Origin of the sequence: Cobetia sp. ICG0124 (assembly GCF_004006355.1) — a bacterium.
GTDB classification, from domain to species: Bacteria; Pseudomonadota; Gammaproteobacteria; order Pseudomonadales; family Halomonadaceae; genus Cobetia; species Cobetia marina.
This window is the reverse complement of the sequence record NZ_CP024893.1, coordinates 823,470-838,919: the sequence shown is the minus strand read 5'-3', so window position 1 is coordinate 838,919 and position 15,450 is coordinate 823,470. Positions and strand designations below refer to the sequence as shown.

11 protein-coding genes and 1 pseudogene are annotated in these 15,450 nt (G+C 62.8%); 4 read left to right on the top strand and 8 right to left on the bottom strand.

Going from position 1 to position 15,450, the window contains the following annotated elements:
* Position 1 precedes the first annotated feature (1 nt).
* Positions 2-763, bottom strand: a complete 762-nt coding sequence (locus tag CU110_RS03785; RefSeq protein ID WP_084208013.1) for an SDR family oxidoreductase — start codon at positions 761-763, stop codon at positions 2-4.
* 219 nt (positions 764-982) lie between these two features.
* On the opposite strand from CU110_RS03785, the gene CU110_RS03780 reads away from it, so the two are divergent.
* The 4 genes from CU110_RS03780 to CU110_RS03765 all read left to right on the top strand — a co-directional run bounded on the left by CU110_RS03780 (position 983) and on the right by CU110_RS03765 (position 4,625).
* Positions 983-1,447 carry an FxsA family protein gene (locus tag CU110_RS03780; RefSeq protein ID WP_127734606.1) on the top strand — a complete coding sequence of 155 codons (465 nt, stop codon included), beginning with the start codon at positions 983-985 and terminating at the stop codon, positions 1,445-1,447.
* Positions 1,448-1,635: 188 nt separating this feature from the next.
* Positions 1,636-1,929 carry a co-chaperone GroES gene (locus CU110_RS03775; protein WP_043331438.1) on the top strand — a complete coding sequence of 98 codons (294 nt, stop codon included), beginning with the start codon at positions 1,636-1,638 and terminating at the stop codon, positions 1,927-1,929.
* A gap of 56 nt (positions 1,930-1,985) precedes the next feature.
* Entirely contained in the window at positions 1,986-3,635 is a 1,650-nt protein-coding gene (gene groL, locus CU110_RS03770; RefSeq protein ID WP_065392449.1) for a chaperonin GroEL, read from the top strand.
* A gap of 147 nt (positions 3,636-3,782) precedes the next feature.
* Complete coding sequence (locus CU110_RS03765) at positions 3,783-4,625, top strand: RNA methyltransferase (protein WP_127734604.1); 843 nt, start codon at positions 3,783-3,785, stop codon at positions 4,623-4,625.
* A gap of 113 nt (positions 4,626-4,738) precedes the next feature.
* Here the strand turns inward: CU110_RS03765 and rpsA are convergent, their stop codons facing one another.
* The 7 genes and pseudogenes from rpsA to CU110_RS03730 form a co-directional block, all read right to left on the bottom strand.
* Positions 4,739-6,418: a 30S ribosomal protein S1 gene (rpsA, locus tag CU110_RS03760; RefSeq protein WP_077375230.1), complete on the bottom strand. Its 1,680-nt coding sequence runs from the start codon at positions 6,416-6,418 to the stop codon at positions 4,739-4,741.
* 295 nt (positions 6,419-6,713) lie between these two features.
* Positions 6,714-7,433: a (d)CMP kinase gene (cmk, locus tag CU110_RS03755; RefSeq protein ID WP_084208009.1), complete on the bottom strand. Its 720-nt coding sequence runs from the start codon at positions 7,431-7,433 to the stop codon at positions 6,714-6,716.
* Complete coding sequence (locus CU110_RS03750; RefSeq protein WP_127736691.1) at positions 7,430-9,685, bottom strand: bifunctional prephenate dehydrogenase/3-phosphoshikimate 1-carboxyvinyltransferase; 2,256 nt, start codon at positions 9,683-9,685, stop codon at positions 7,430-7,432. Before CU110_RS03750 ends, cmk begins: the two co-directional genes overlap by 4 nt.
* A gap of 38 nt (positions 9,686-9,723) precedes the next feature.
* Positions 9,724-10,830 carry a prephenate dehydratase gene (gene pheA / locus CU110_RS03745; RefSeq protein WP_077375694.1) on the bottom strand — a complete coding sequence of 369 codons (1,107 nt, stop codon included), beginning with the start codon at positions 10,828-10,830 and terminating at the stop codon, positions 9,724-9,726.
* A 45-nt stretch (positions 10,831-10,875) separates the two neighbouring features.
* On the bottom strand, positions 10,876-11,970 hold the full coding sequence (serC, locus tag CU110_RS03740) for a 3-phosphoserine/phosphohydroxythreonine transaminase (protein ID WP_077375238.1): 1,095 nt from the start codon (positions 11,968-11,970) through the stop codon (positions 10,876-10,878).
* A 129-nt stretch (positions 11,971-12,099) separates the two neighbouring features.
* A complete protein-coding gene (gene gyrA / locus CU110_RS03735; protein ID WP_127734602.1) occupies positions 12,100-14,802 on the bottom strand; it encodes a DNA gyrase subunit A in 2,703 nt (900 codons plus the stop codon).
* A gap of 145 nt (positions 14,803-14,947) precedes the next feature.
* Positions 14,948-15,439 (bottom strand): annotated as a pseudogene (locus CU110_RS03730) (thioesterase family protein); the annotation flags it as partial.
* Positions 15,440-15,450 lie beyond the last annotated feature (11 nt).

The following is a 15,450-nucleotide window of genomic DNA, read 5'->3' as shown; positions in this document are numbered from 1 at the left end:
CTCAGATACGCAGACCGCCATCACATTCGATCACGCGCCCCGTGAAGTAATCATTGTCGAAGATGAAGGCCACGCTGCCCGCGATGTCTTCCGGACGTCCCAGATCACGCATCGGGATGCCACTCTTGATCTTGTCGAGCATCTCCGGCTTCATGCCGGCGGTCATTTCAGTGGCGATGAAGCCCGGTGCCACGGCACCGACACGAATCTTGTAGCGCGCCAGCTCCTTGGCCCAGGTGACGCTCATCGCGGCGACACCCGCCTTGGCTGCGGTGTAATTGCTCTGCCCCATGTTGCCGGCGCGCGAGATGCTGGAGATGTTGACGATCACGCCCGGCTGACCGGCCTCGATCATCTGACTGGCGGCTTCACGCGTGCACAGGAAGACACCGGTCAGATTGACATCGATGACCTGCTGCCAGCTGGACAGCGACATGGTCTTCTCCACGACTCCATCACGCGCCTTGATCAGCAGACCATCTCGGGTAATGCCGGCATTGTTGACCAGACCACTCACCGGACCCAGCGCCGCCTTGATGGCAGAGAAGGCTTGCGTGACGGAGGCCTCGTCCGCGACGTCGGTCACGAACCCCTGCGCCTTGATGCCCGCCGCTTCCAGGCTCGAGACAGCGTCATCCAGACCGCCCTGTTCGATATCCAGCAGCGCCAGCACGGCGCCCTTCTCACCCAGATGTCGCGCCATGGCCAGCCCCAGCCCACGAGCGCCGCCCGTAATCGCGATGACCTTGTCGTCAAGCTTCATGTCCCGTCTCCCAGGTTGTCTGCCGACAGCGAGAAATGCCTGCCGGGTGCGAGGCCCGCATGCCGTACGAGCGTCACGATCAATGTGTCGAGTGTCCCGCACCGCGTCCATCCGCGTCATGAGCCTTTCATGACACCGATTCGACTGTTCCCCATCCTGCTGCTGGTTTACCCTTGACGCATTGGTGCAAGCTGCCATTTACCGGATTCGGGAGAGACGATGCCCATACTGCTAGTGATTACCCTGTTCGGGTTATTGGATTTCGTGGTGCTGTTCAGTCTTGGCAGCCAGATAGGGCTGTTGCCGACGCTGGCACTGGTACTGATCACCGGCGCCGTGGGCCTGCATCTGATTCGACGCGAAGGTCGCGCGACATTGATGCGTGCCCAGGAGCGCCTGCAACGTGGCGAGATGCCCTCCGGTGAACTGATGGAAGGCGCGGCGCTGATCTTCGGTGGCGCGCTGCTCATGGCACCGGGATTTCTCTCGGATGGCCTGGGACTGCTCTGCCTACTGCCGGCCTCGCGTGGACTGCTGACCCGAGGCCTGAGCGGCAATAACGTCATCGCACGCTTCTTCAAGGGTCGCTTCTCCGCACAGAGTCAGTCACGTCAGACGCACTCCGGCAACTGGCAGTCCGATAGTCGGCACCTCAAGTGCGTGCCTTTCAGGCGACGCAGTTGATGACGAGATTTGAAATTTTTTTATGTTCGCCTACTTGAAAGCTGTCCTCTCGCCACCATAAAAGCGGTGCAATGGATAACGGCCTCGCCTCTGCGAGGCCCAACACTCGGTAGGCAACCCCATTGAACGCCAGACGTGCCGGCAAAGACCGGCAGATGGCGGGATTTACCATCAGGAGAACGTGAGCAATGAACATCCGTCCCTTGCACGATCGCGTCGTGGTCCGTCGCGTGGAAGAAGAACAGAAAACTGCAGGTGGCATCGTTCTGCCCGGCAGCGCTCAGGAAAAGCCGACGCGCGGTGAAATTCTTGCCGCCGGCAACGGCCGCATCCTCGAGAACGGTGAAGTTCGCCCGCTTGACGTGAAAGTCGGCGACACCGTCATCTTCAAGGATGGCTACGGCGTCGAGAAGCAGAAGATCGACGGCGAAGAAGTGCTGATCATGAGCGAGAGCGACATCCTCGCCGTGGTGGAAGGCTGATTTCCAGCGTTTCCGGTTTAAATGCTACGACTTACTGATTAAAGGTAGAGATAACAATGGCTGCAAAAGACGTTCGTTTCTCCGATGATGCTCGCAAGCGCATGGCGCGTGGTGTCAATGTCCTGGCGGATGCCGTCAAGACTACCCTCGGCCCGAAAGGCCGCAACGTGGTGCTGGAAAAATCCTTCGGCGCACCGACCGTGACCAAGGACGGCGTGTCCGTCGCCAAGGAAATCGAGCTGAAGGATCGCTTCGAGAACATGGGCGCCCAGATGGTCAAGGAAGTCGCTTCCAAGACTTCCGACGTCGCGGGTGACGGCACCACCACCGCCACCGTGCTGGCTCAGTCCATCGTCAATGAAGGCCTGAAGGGCGTGACCGCCGGCATGAACCCGATGGACCTGAAGCGCGGCATCGACAAGGCCGTCATCGAAGCCGTCAAGGCCGTGCGTGAGCTGTCCGTGCCGTGCACCGACACCAAGGCCATCGCCCAGGTCGGTACCATCTCCGCCAATGGCGACTCTCGCATCGGCGAGATCATCGCGGAAGCGATGGAGAAAGTCGGCAAGGAAGGCGTCATCACCGTCGATGAAGGCCGTGGCTTCGAAGACGAGCTGGAAGTCGTCGAAGGCATGCAGTTCGACCGTGGCTACCTGTCTCCGTACTTCGTCACCAACCAGGACACCATGGCGGTCGAGCTCGAAGACCCGTACATCCTGCTGGTCGACAAGAAGATCTCCAACATCCGCGAACTGCTGCCGGTGCTGGAAGGCGTCGCCAAGTCCGGCAAGCCGCTGGCGATCGTCGCCGAAGACATCGAAGGCGAAGCGCTGGCGACTCTGGTCGTCAACACCATGCGCGGTATCGTCAAGGTCGCGGCCGTCAAGGCGCCGGGCTTCGGTGATCGTCGCAAGGCCATGCTGCAGGACATCGCTGTCCTGACCGGCGGCACCGTGATTTCCGAAGAAGTCGGCCTCAACCTCGAGCAGGCTAACCTGGACCACCTGGGCACCGCCAAGCGCGTGACCATGTCCAAGGAAAACACCACCATCATCGATGGCGCCGGCAACGAAGGCGACATCGAAGCTCGTGTCTCCCAGATCCGCGCGCAGATCGAGGAAACCTCCTCTGACTACGACCGCGAGAAGCTGCAGGAGCGTGTCGCCAAGCTGGCCGGCGGTGTTGCCGTCATCCGCGTCGGTGCTGCTACCGAAGTCGAGATGAAAGAGAAGAAGGCTCGCGTCGAAGACGCCCTGCACTCCACTCGTGCAGCCGTCGAGGAAGGTGTCGTGCCTGGCGGTGGTACCGCCCTGGTTCGCGTCCTCAACCAGCTGACCGAGCTGAAAGGCGACAACGAAGACCAGACTCACGGTATCGCCATCGCGCTGCGCGCCATGGAAGCGCCGCTGCGTCAGATCGTCACCAACGCTGGCGAAGAAGCCTCCGTCGTGCTGAACAACGTCAAGGCAGGTGAAGGCAACTACGGTTACAACGCCTCCACCGGTGTCTACGGCGACATGTTCGAGATGGGCGTGCTGGACCCGGCCAAGGTGACGCGCTCTGCCCTGCAGTCCGCAGCCTCCATCGGCGGCCTGATGATCACCACCGAATGCATGATCGCCGAAGACCCGGAAGACAAGGCAGCTGCCGGCGGCGGCGACATGGGTGGCATGGGCGGAATGGGTGGCATGGGCGGCATGATGTAAGCCAGCCTCACCCCACGACTCACCCGTCGTGACCCGAACCGCTCCTGCGCAAGCAGGGGCGGTTTTTTCATGCCTGACATTCACGCCCACGATCAATGACGACAACCGCTCAGGCCGCGCGCCTCGCTTGCCCAGGATCTTCTCCTCATGACTGATACCTCCAGCTCTGCCTCGAGCCCAGCCACCCTCGACAACGTGCGTGTCGTGCTGGTGCAGACCTTCCATCCCGGCAATATCGGCGCCACCGCTCGCGCCATCCTGACCATGGGCATCAAGGACCTGGTGCTGGTCAACCCGCGCTGCTTCCCCGATGAGGAAGCCACACGCATGGCCAGCGGCGCCGCGGAGCTTCTGGAAAACGCCCGCGTGGTCGAGCGTCTCGAAGACGCCGTCAATGACTGCCAGCTGGTCATCGGTGCCAGTGCCCGCCTGCGCAGTCTGCCGCTGCCTCACTTCGATGAGCCGAGCGAGATGGCCGCGCGCGTCATCGATACCGCCCAGGATGGCAAGGTGGCGCTGGTGTTCGGCCGTGAACGCTTCGGGCTGACCAACGAGGAGATCGGCTGCTGCACGCACCAGGTGTCCATCCCCACCAACCCCGACTACGGCATCCTCAATGTCTCCCAGGCCGTACAGGTACTCGCCCACGAGTGTCGCAGCGCCTGGCGTCGCACCCTGGAGCCGACCAGCGAGGCTCCGGTCGCGCGTCGTGAGGATGACCAGCTGCCGACCCGCGAGCAGCTCGGCCACTTCCACGAGCACCTCGGCCGTGCCCTGCGCGGTTCCGGCTTCCTCAATCAACCGCACTCACAGACCGAAGAGCGTCTGCGTGCACTGTTTGCCCGCGCCGAACCGACACGCCGTGAGCTGTCCATCCTGCGCGGCATGCTGGCCAACCTGGAACGCCAGACCGCGGCCGCTGAAGCCACCACTGGACACAAAAAAACCGCCACCCCGAAGGGTGGCGGTTTTTTTCGTTCCTGCGCATGACATGCGTCGTGTGCAGGATACCGATTCGGAGACGCTGAGGTGGCAACCAGAGGCATGCCACCTCAGCGTGGATCCGGACATCCCGCCTCACGAGGAGGCGGAATGTCTCGGGATCACTCCTGACCCAGCTGCTGCTTGATCAGGTCACCGATGGTCGTCGGGCCGTTGCTCTCGACTTCCTGGGTACGCGGCTTGGCAGCATCGCGACGCGGTGCTTCCACCTGGTCCTTGGACTTGACGGACAGGTTGATCAGGCGGCTCTTGCGATCCACACCGACGATCTTGGCTTCGACAGCATCGCCGACGCTCAGGACGTTGCGTGCGTCTTCGACACGATCAGCGCTGATTTCAGACGCCTTCAGGATGGCGATGACGTCAGTGGCCAGCTCGACCTGAACTTCCTTGGCGTCGATGTCGACAACACGACCGGACACGATGGCGCCCTTGTCGTTGACGGCCAGGTATTCAGAGACCGGATCGCTCTCGAGCTGCTTGATGCCCAGAGAGATGCGCTCACGTTCCGGATCGATGGACAGGATGACCGCTTCAGCTTCTTCACCCTTCTTGTAACGACGCACGGCTTCTTCGCCAGCTTCGTTCCAGGAGATGTCAGACAGGTGAACCAGACCGTCGATGCCGCCTTCCAGACCGATGAAGATACCGAAGTCAGTGATTGACTTGATGGTACCGGAGACACGGTCGCCCTTGTTGTGCTTGCCGCTGAAGTCTTCCCACGGGTTGGTGGTGCACTGCTTGATACCCAGGGAGATACGACGACGCTCTTCGTCGATGTCCAGAATCATCACTTCCACGTCATCGCCGACATTGACGACCTTGGACGGGTGGATGTTCTTGTTGGTCCAATCCATTTCGGACACGTGGACCAGACCTTCGACGCCCTCTTCCAGCTCGGCGAAGCAGCCGTAGTCGGTGAGGTTGGTGACGCGTGCGTTGATCTTGGCGCCTTCCGGGTAGCGAGCCTTGATGTTGACCCACGGATCTTCACCCAGCTGCTTGAGACCCAGAGACACACGGTTGCGCTCGCGGTCGAACTTCAGCACCTTGACGTTGATCTCGTCGCCGACAGCAACGATCTCGGACGGATGCTTGATGCGCTTCCAGGCCATGTCGGTGATGTGCAGCAGGCCGTCAACGCCGCCGAGGTCGACGAAGGCGCCGTAGTCGGTCAGGTTCTTGACGATACCCTGAATCTGCTGACCTTCCTGCAGAGTGGCCAGGAGGGCTTCACGCTCAGCGCTGTTCTCGGCTTCGAGGACGGCACGACGAGACACGACAACGTTGTTGCGCTTGGCGTCGAGCTTGATGACCTTGAAGTCCAGTTCCTTGTTCTCGAGGTGGGCGGTGTCGCGCACAGGGCGGACATCGACCAGAGAACCCGGCAGGAAGGCACGGATGGTGTTGATGTCGACGGTAAAGCCACCTTTGACCTTGCCGTTGATCACGCCCTTGACGATCTCGTCCTTCTCGAAGGCGGCTTCCAGCTCTTTCCACGCTTCGGCACGCTTGGCCTTCTCGCGGGACAGGCGGGTCTCACCGAAGCCATCTTCGACGGCTTCCAGCGCGACCATGACTTCGTCGCCGATGCTGATGGACAGCTGGCCACTTTCGTCACGGAACTGTTCAGACGGAATCTGACCTTCAGATTTCAGACCGGCATTGACAGTGATCCAGTCGCCATCGATATCGACGATGGTAGCGGACACGATTGCGCCCGGCTCCATGTTGATGTCCTGGAGTGACTGTTCAAATAAATCAGCAAAGCTCTCGCTCATGGTATTCCTACATGATCAACGTTTGGGGCGGCTTGCACCGCAGTCTCCGTACCACCAGCAAGCACGGGCCATATCTACATATCCCCGGGGGCGTTGACGCTGGTTCGAGATACACCGGCTTTCCGCTTGCCGCCGATGCACCCCATGACACCTGGCCGGGGGGTTGATGACACCGCAGTGTCATCTGGGTCGTGCCTTGTCCTGCGTCTCCGCTCGCAGAGCGAGCGAAGCCTGCCACTGCCCGGCCCGAAGGCCTTGATGCAGCAGCAGGCTATCAATCGATTGTCCTGACGTTTCAGCGTTCCGCCACCAGGCCATACTCGACCAGCAGCTGCTGGATGCGCTCGACCACCTGCTCGATGTCGAGATCCGTCGTATCGAGGATCACGCCGTCATCTGCCGGCTTGAGCGGGGCGACTGCCCGGCCCATGTCGCGTGCATCGCGCGCCTGTATTTCTGTCAAAAGGCTCGAAATATTAGCATCCACACCCGCTTCCTGCAACTGGGCATGACGTCTGCGGGCACGTTCCTCGGCCGAGGCGGTGAGGAAGATCTTGAGCGGCGCCTCGGTGAAGACCACCGTGCCCATGTCGCGACCGTCGGCCACCAGGCCCGGCGCACGCGCGAAGGCACGCTGACGTGCCAGCAGTGCGGTGCGCACGCGCGGCTGGGCCGCGATGATGGAGGCGTTGTTGCCGACCGTCTCGAGACGGATGTCACGCGTGACGTCTTCACCCTCGAGAATCACGCGAGTGGCATCCCCCTCGGCATCGAACTGGACATCGAGGTGCTCGGCGATGGTGGCCACCGCGGACTCGTCCTCCAAGGCCACACCGTGACGCTCGGCGGCCAGAGCCGTCAGACGATACAGCGCACCGGAGTCCAGCAGGTGCCAGCCCAGGCTCGCCGCGACCAGACGGCTGATGGTGCCCTTGCCGGCCCCGCCGGGGCCATCGAGGGTCAGCACCGGCTCATCGCTCACCTGGCTGTGATGCGGAGTCGCTTCACCACTCATGACGCCTCCTGTCCGGGTGCCACGGCACCGAGGTTCTCGACCTGCATGCCGACTTCACTGGCCAGCGCCACGAAGTTCGGGAAGGAGGTCGCGACATTGGCACAATCATCGATCAGGATTTCGCCCTGCGCACGCAGCGCCGCCACGCTGAAGGCCATCGCGATACGGTGGTCACCGTGACTGTCGACCAGACCGCCACCGTAGGCACCGCCACGGATGTCGATACCGTCGGCGACGACTTCGTGCTCGACACCGATCTGCGCCAGACCGTCCGCCATCACCTGGATGCGGTCGGACTCCTTGACGCGCAGCTCCTCGGCGCCACGCAGGCGGGTCATGCCCTCGGCATTGGCCGCCGCGATGAACAGCGCCGGGAATTCGTCGATGGCCAGCGGGACCTGATCTTCCGGGATGTCGATCCCCTTGAGCGGCGCATAGCGGATGTGCAGGTCCGCCACCGGCTCACCGCCGACTTCACGCTCGTTGGAGATGCTCAGATCGGCACCCATCGCCTTGAGGATGTTGATCACGCCGATGCGCGTCGGGTTGATGCCGACGTGCTCCAGCACCAGATCGGCACCCGGCGTGATGGCCGCGGCGACCAGGAAGAAGGTCGCGGAGGAGATGTCAGCCGGCACGTCGATCGGGCAGGCCTCGAGGCTGCCACCACCGGTCAGCCACGCCTCGGCGCCCTGACGCTCGACCTTGTAGCCGAAGCCGTTGAGCATGCGCTCGGTGTGGTCACGCGTCGGTGCCGGCTCGATGGCGCGGGTCTCGCCTTCGGCGTAGAGACCGGCCAGCAGCAGGCAGGACTTGACCTGAGCGGACGCCATCGGCATCTCGTAGCGGATCCCCTTGAGCGGCTGACCACCGTGGATACGCAGCGGCGGACGGCCATTCTCGGCGGTATCGATCACCGCGCCCATCTCGCGCAGCGGGTTGGCGACGCGGTCCATCGGGCGCTTGGTCAGCGAGGCATCACCGGTCAGCTCGGTATCGAAGGCCTGACCGGCCAGCAGGCCGGCGAACAGACGCATCGCGGTGCCGGAGTTGCCGACATACAGCGGGCCCGGCGGCTGCTTCAGGCCGTTGAGGCCCACGCCATGAATGGTCACACGACCCTGATGCGGGCCTTCGATGACCACGCCCATGTCGCGGAAGGCCTGCAGCGTGGCCAGGCTGTCTTCACCCTCGAGGAAGCCCTCGACCTCGGTCACGCCGTTCGCCAGCGCGCCCAGCATGATGGAGCGATGTGACATGGACTTGTCACCCGGCACACGAATGCGCCCCTGAACCTGCCCACCCGGCAGTGCACGGTACCGCACGTTCTGCTGTTCCATTGTCTGATAACTCGTCTGTTTCAATAGGGTATTGAAGTAGTGTCGAGCGTGGCTGGCGCGGGTGAATATCCCCAGCATCGCCTCGCCATCGCCCGCGGTCACGGCAGCACGCACTCGCGCTACCCCGGCCTCGAATTCATCCAGCGCCTCCAGCACCGCATCGCGGTTGGCCAGATAGACGTCACGCCACATCACCGGGTCACTGCCCGCGATACGCGTGAAGTCGCGGAAACCGCCCGCCGCGTAGCGGAAGATCTCCAGGCGCTCATCCTGACGCGCCAAGCTGTCCACCAGCGAGAACGCCAGCAGATGCGGCAGATGGCTGGTGCGTGCCAGAACCTCGTCGTGGCGTGCCACGCTCATGTCCAGCAGCTGAGCACCACACACCGACCACATGGCGGCCACGCGTGCCACGGCCTCGGGGTCACTGTCCGGTTCCGGTGTCAGAATCACCTTGTGATCGCGATAGAGCTCGGGATTCGACGCCGCCACCCCGCTCTTCTCGGAACCGGCGATCGGATGCCCGAGCACCAGATTCGGCGGCATGTGACCGAACACGCCGATCGCCGCGTCGCGGATCGCGCCCTTGGTACTACCGACATCGGTGACCACCGCATCATCGTCCAGCAGCGGTGCGATCTCCGCCATCACGCCCTTCATCGCCATCACCGGCACGCACAGCACCACCAGCGAGGCGCCGGGCACCAGCCCAGCCAGCTGAGTACTGCCACCATCGATCAGCTTCATGCGCTGACCGAGGCAGATCTCGTTGGAATCCCGATCACAGGCGAGAATCTCGCCGCGATGACCCGCCGCACGCAATGCGGCGGCAAGCGAGCCACCGATCAACCCCAGCCCGACCAGCAGGATACGCCGCTCGCCGGCCAGCCGCTCCGCGCCCGAGGACAGCATGTCCGCCGCCGCGCCAGTCACTGCCTGTTCCGACTCGCTCACAGCACACCGACCGGGTAGGACCCGAGCACCTTGACGTCCGCCGCGCACTGACGCAGCTCTTCCAGCGTCTCCGTGATGAGCGGATCATCACGGTGGCCACGGAAGTCGATGAAGAAGACATAGTTCCAGGCACCCGAGCGCGACGGCCGCGTCTCGACGCGGGTCAGATCGATCTGGTGGCGGTGGAACGGTGCCAGCAGGTCATGCAGCGCCCCCGGCTGGTTGCGCATCGCCACCACGATGGAGGTCTTGTCATCACCGGACGCCGGCACCGAGCTGTCGCCGATGATCAGGAAACGCGTGGAGTTGTCCGGGCTGTCCTCGATCTTCTCCTCGACCTTCTCCAGCTCATAGAGCTTGGCCGCCATGTCACCGGCAATCGCCGCACTGTGCCACTCGGTGCGCACCTGACGCGCGGCCTCGGCATTCGAGGACACCGCGATGCGCTCGGCGTGCGGGAAGTGGGCATCCAGCCACTTGCGGCACTGGGCCAGCGACTGGGCGTGGGAATAGATGCGCGAGATCTTCTCGCGACGCGTATTCGGGCCCACCAGCAGGTGATGGTGAATGCGCAGCACCACCTCGCCGGAGATCTTGAGCTGCGAGCCCATGAACGAATCCAGCGTGTGATTGATGACGCCCTCGGTGGAGTTTTCCACCGGCACCACGCCGTACTGCACCGCGCCGGCTTCCACTTCGCGGAACACCTCGTCGATGGCGGCCATCGGCTTGGTCACGGCGCTGTCACCGAAGTGCTTGAGCGCGGCCTGCTGGGTAAAGGTGCCTTCCGGGCCGAGATAGGCCAGACGAATCGGCTGCTCCAGCGCCAGACAGGCGGACATGATCTCGCGGAACAGACGCGCCATCTCCTCGCCCTTCAGCGGGCCGGGGTTGTCGGCCATGATACGGCGCAACACCTGGGCTTCACGCTCAGGACGATAGAACTGCACCTGGCCATCCTCGCCCACGTCACCGGCCGCCATCTTGACCTCGGCCACCTGCTGCGCACAGCCCGCCCGCTCGCTGATCAGGCGCAGCAGCTCGCTGTCGATGGTATCGATGCGCTGACGCAGCTCGTCCAGCGTGACCGCCTTGGCAGCCACCTGCGGCGCAGGATTCTGCTTGGAATCCGTCATCTCACCTCTCCCTTAGCCGTGACGACGCGCGAAGTCGCCCATGAAGTCCACCAGCGCAGTGACGGCAGCTTCCGGCACGGCGTTGTAGAGACTGGCACGCATGCCACCGACACTGCGGTGACCGGCCAGGTTGAGCAGACCCGCCGCCTCGGACTCGGCAAGGAAGGTCTTGTCGAGACGATCATCGGCCAGCACGAACGGCACGTTCATGCGTGAACGGTTCTCGGTGACGATCGGATTGGAGTAGAAGTCGTTGCCGTCGATGGCCGCATAAAGTGCCTGCGCCTTGCGATCATTGATCGCATTCATGGCATCGAGACCCCCGACCTCATCCTTCAGCCACTCGAACACCAGGCCTGAGAGATACCAGGCATAGGTCGGCGGGGTGTTGAACATGGAGCCCGCCTCGGCGGCCGTCTTCCAGTTCAGCATGGTCGGGCAGTCCTTGCGCGCACGCTCGAGCAGATCTTCACGCACGATGACCAGCGTCAGACCCGCCGGACCGATGTTCTTCTGGGCACCGGCATAGATGACACCGAAACGGCTGACATCCAGCGGCCCCGACAGGATGGAAGACGACATGTCACACACCAGCGGCACGCCATCCGCTGCCACCTCGGGAATGTAGTCGAACTCGAGGCCGCCGATGGTCTCGTTGGCGGTGTAGTGCAGATAGCCCACATCACCCGAGAGCTGGATCGCATTCTGACGCGGCACGGCAATCAGGCCATTGCTTTCGCTGGAGGCGGCCACATGGCTGCCCACGGCCAGATGCTCGGCTTCCTTGATCGCCTTCTTGCCCCAGATACCGGTATAGAGATAGTTGGCGCTGCCACCCTCACCCAGCAGGTTCAGAGGCACCCCCGCGAACTGGGTGGAAGCGCCGCCCTGCATGAACAGCACGCGATAGTGGGACGGAATGTCGAGCAGTTCGCGCAGATCCGCCTCGGCCTTCTCGGCGATGGCCACGAAGTCGTCGGAGCGATGACTCATCTCCATGACGGACAGTCCGCGGCCCTGATAATCCAGCATCTCGGCGCGTGCGCGTTCCAGGACAGCGGTCGGCAGTGCAGCAGGACCGGCGCAGAAATTGAACTTGCGTGTCATGTCGTCTTAATTCCCGAAAGTGAAGCGACCGCCCCGAAGGCGGTCGCAATCCAGCGTCTTATTCCACGTCTGTCGGCGGGGTATCCGTCGACTCGGCAGCGTCTCCCGCCTGCACCTGTTCATCGGTGCTCAGCGCGTCCTTCTTGCCTTCTTCCTGACCACGACATCTTCCGGCTCGTCGACACGCACCGTGGTCACCAGTCGCTCCTCTTCCGCTGTGCGGATCAGGGTCACGCCCTGAGTGTTGCGCGAGGTGATGGACACCTCGGCTACACGGGTCCGCACCAGGGTGCCGCGGTCGGTGATCAGCATCAGTTCATCGTTGTCGCTGACCTGAACCGCGCTGACCAGATCGCCGTTGCGCTCGCTGGTCTGCATCGCGATCACGCCCTGGCCACCGCGGCCACGCAGCGGGAACTCTTCCAGGCGCGTACGCTTGCCGTAGCCATTGGCCGAGGCCGTCAGGATGTAGCACTGCGGCACCTCACCGGTCGCGACGCCTTCATCCGTCGCGACATCAGTGGCTGCCACATCAGCACTCTCCACGCCATCCGCCGTCACATCCAGCGAATCATCGAGGTCAGCCTCGTTGTCATCGATGGCCGTGGTGCGCGGGATGATCAGGCTGATGACCTGAGCATCGCCGATCAGACGCATGCCGCGCACACCACGGGCGGTACGGCCCATGACACGCACGTTCTGCTCCTCGAAGCGGATCGCCTTGCCGTTGGACGACAGCAGCATGACGTGGTCGGAGCCGGAGGTGATGTCGGCGCCGATCAGACGGTCGCCTTCCTCGATGTCCAGCGCGATCAGGCCGACGCTGCGCGGACGCGAGAACTGGCTCAGCGCCGTACGCTTGACCGTGCCGTTGGCCGTGGCGAAGAAGATGTAGCTGTCGGCGGCGTAATCACGCACCGGCAGGATGGTGGTCACCCACTCGCCTTCCGCCAGCGGAATCAGGTTGACCAGCGGCTTGCCACGCGAACCACGCGAGGCCTGCGGCATCTCGTAGACCTTGAGCCAGTACACCTTGCCCTTGTTGGAGAACAGCAGCACGGTGTCATGGGTCGAGGCGACCAGCAGGTGCTCGATGACATCCTCGTCCTTCATCGCGGTCGCCGACTTGCCACGGCCACCGCGCTTCTGGGCCTGGTAGTCAGACAGCGGCTGCGTCTTGGCATAGCCACTGCGCGAGACCGTCACCACCATGTCTTCCTCGTTGATGAGGTCTTCGATGGTCAGGTCGCGACGGCTGGTCATGATCTCGGTGCGACGCTCATCGGCGTACTGGGCGCGCACTTCACGCAGCTCTTCGCGGATGACCTCCATCAGGCGATCGGCAGAGGACAGGATCTCCATCAGCTCGGCGATGCGCTCGAGGATGGAGGAGTACTCGGCCAGCAGCTTCTCGGTCTCGAGACCGGTCAGGCGATGCAGGCGCAGCTCGAGGATGGCCTGAGCCTGAGCCGGCGACAGACGATAATGCCTGGCATCTTCAGACAGCCCCAGACCTTCCGGCAGGTCTTCCGGACGGCAGGAAGTGGCACCGGCGCGCTCGAGCATCTCGACCACCTGACCCGGCTGCCATTCACGATCGATCAGCTTTTCCTTGGCTTCCGCCGCGCTCGGCGAGCCCTTGATCAGCTCGATCACCTCATCGATGTTCGAGATCGCCACCGCCAGACCTTCAAGAATGTGGCCGCGTTCGCGCGCCTTCTTGAGTTCGAACAGCGTACGACGGGTGACGACTTCACGACGGTGACGCACGAAGGATTCCAGAATCTGCTTGAGATTCAGGATCTTCGGTTGACCTTCGTGCAGCGCGACCATGTTGATGCCGAACACGGTCTCGAGCTGGGTCTGGGAGAAGAGGTTGTTGACGACCACTTCACCGGATTCGCCACGCTTGGTCTCGATGACCACGCGCAGACCGTCCTTGTCGGACTCGTCACGCAGCTCGGCGATGCCCTCGATCTTCTTGTCCTTGACCAGTTCGGCGATCTTCTCGATCAGACGCGCCTTGTTCACCTGGTAGGGAAGCTCGGTGATGATGATGTGGTCACGACCGCTCTTGTCGTGGTGCTCGATGGTGTGCACGGCACGCACATAGATGCGACCACGGCCGGTGCGATAGGCATCGAGGATGCCGGCACGGCCGTTGATGATGCCCGCGGTCGGGAAGTCCGGCCCCGGGATGTATTCCATCAGTTCATCGATGGTCAGGTCGCCGTTGTCGATCAGCGCCAGACAGCCATCGATGACCTCGCCCATGTTGTGCGGCGGGATGTTGGTGGCCATGCCCACGGCGATACCGGAGGAGCCGTTGACCAGCAGGTTCGGGGTCTTGGTCGGCAACACGGCAGGAATGCGCTCGGTGCCGTCATAGTTGTCGACCCAGTCGACGGTGTCCTTCTCGAGGTCGGCCAGCAGCTCGTGCGCCAGGCGCGCCATGCGCACCTCGGTGTAACGCATCGCCGCGGCGCTGTCGCCATCGATGGAACCGAAGTTGCCCTGACCATCCACCAGCACATAACGCATTGAGAAGTGCTGGGCCATGCGGACGATGGTGTCATAGACCGCACTGTCACCGTGCGGGTGGTATTTACCGATCACATCGCCGACGACACGGGCGGATTTCTTGTAGGCCTTGTTCCAGTCATTGTTCAGTTCGTGCATCGCGAACAGCACGCGACGGTGAACCGGTTTGAGGCCATCGCGGACATCCGGCAAGGCACGCCCGATGATGACGCTCATCGCGTAATCGAGATACGACTGTTTGAGCTCGTCCTCGATGTTGACTGGCAGTATCTCTCTGGCGATCTCACCCATGATTCGTCAAATCCTTGAACTCAACTGTTGGCGCCACTGCGGCAGCGACTCGGTCGCTACTGCAGCGCGGCAGTGGCGTGAAGCGGACACGGGGTGCCAGCTCCGCGGCACCGAAGTGGCGGGATTATATCACTTGCGCGCTCACCTAGCAGCTCACACGAGCCCGCAAACGGATGTCAGTACGGTAGTACGGCCTCAAGGGCACGCGGCCCACTGCCGCGCCCCTCAATGATACCAGCAGCGTGCCGATTTCTCCCTCCAGCGGCATGGCCCGTCCGGTCTGGGTATTCATCAGCACGAAGGTGAAATCCGCGCGGGAGACCAGTGCGCCGGAGCGCGGATGCACCTCGCCCATGCGCGTCTCGCCCAGATGGATCTCCTGATGCATGATCATCTTGCGCCGCCCGACCCGAGCGAGTCGCGTGGTGATCACCAGCTCATCATGCACGGTGGCCGGATAATGCCAGTCCAGATTGACATTGACCGCCACCATCGCGATGCCCTCGCGCTTGAGGTCCGCCAGGTCCAGATGCGCGAGCATGAACTCCCAGCGCCCTTCTTCGTAGAACTCCAGATACCGGGCGTTGTTGACGTGCCCATAGCCATCCAGGTGATAACCTCGCACCGTCAGTGTCGTGCGACTGAAAG

What these genes read in the sequence shown, in the direction of transcription:
- CU110_RS03785 (WP_084208013.1), bottom strand. Translation starts at nt 763, where the DNA reads ATGAAGCTTGACGACAAGGTCATCGCGATTACGGGCGGCGCTCGTGGG.
- CU110_RS03780 (WP_127734606.1), top strand. Translation starts at nt 983, where the DNA reads ATGCCCATACTGCTAGTGATTACCCTGTTCGGGTTATTGGATTTCGTG.
- CU110_RS03775 (WP_043331438.1), top strand. Translation starts at nt 1,636, where the DNA reads ATGAACATCCGTCCCTTGCACGATCGCGTCGTGGTCCGTCGCGTGGAA.
- groL (WP_065392449.1), top strand. Translation starts at nt 1,986, where the DNA reads ATGGCTGCAAAAGACGTTCGTTTCTCCGATGATGCTCGCAAGCGCATG.
- CU110_RS03765 (WP_127734604.1), top strand. Translation starts at nt 3,783, where the DNA reads ATGACTGATACCTCCAGCTCTGCCTCGAGCCCAGCCACCCTCGACAAC.
- rpsA (WP_077375230.1), bottom strand. Translation starts at nt 6,418, where the DNA reads ATGAGCGAGAGCTTTGCTGATTTATTTGAACAGTCACTCCAGGACATC.
- cmk (WP_084208009.1), bottom strand. Translation starts at nt 7,433, where the DNA reads ATGAGTGGTGAAGCGACTCCGCATCACAGCCAGGTGAGCGATGAGCCG.
- CU110_RS03750 (WP_127736691.1), bottom strand. Translation starts at nt 9,685, where the DNA reads ATGCTGTCCTCGGGCGCGGAGCGGCTGGCCGGCGAGCGGCGTATCCTG.
- serC (WP_077375238.1), bottom strand. Translation starts at nt 11,970, where the DNA reads ATGACACGCAAGTTCAATTTCTGCGCCGGTCCTGCTGCACTGCCGACC.
- gyrA (WP_127734602.1), bottom strand. Translation starts at nt 14,802, where the DNA reads ATGGGTGAGATCGCCAGAGAGATACTGCCAGTCAACATCGAGGACGAG.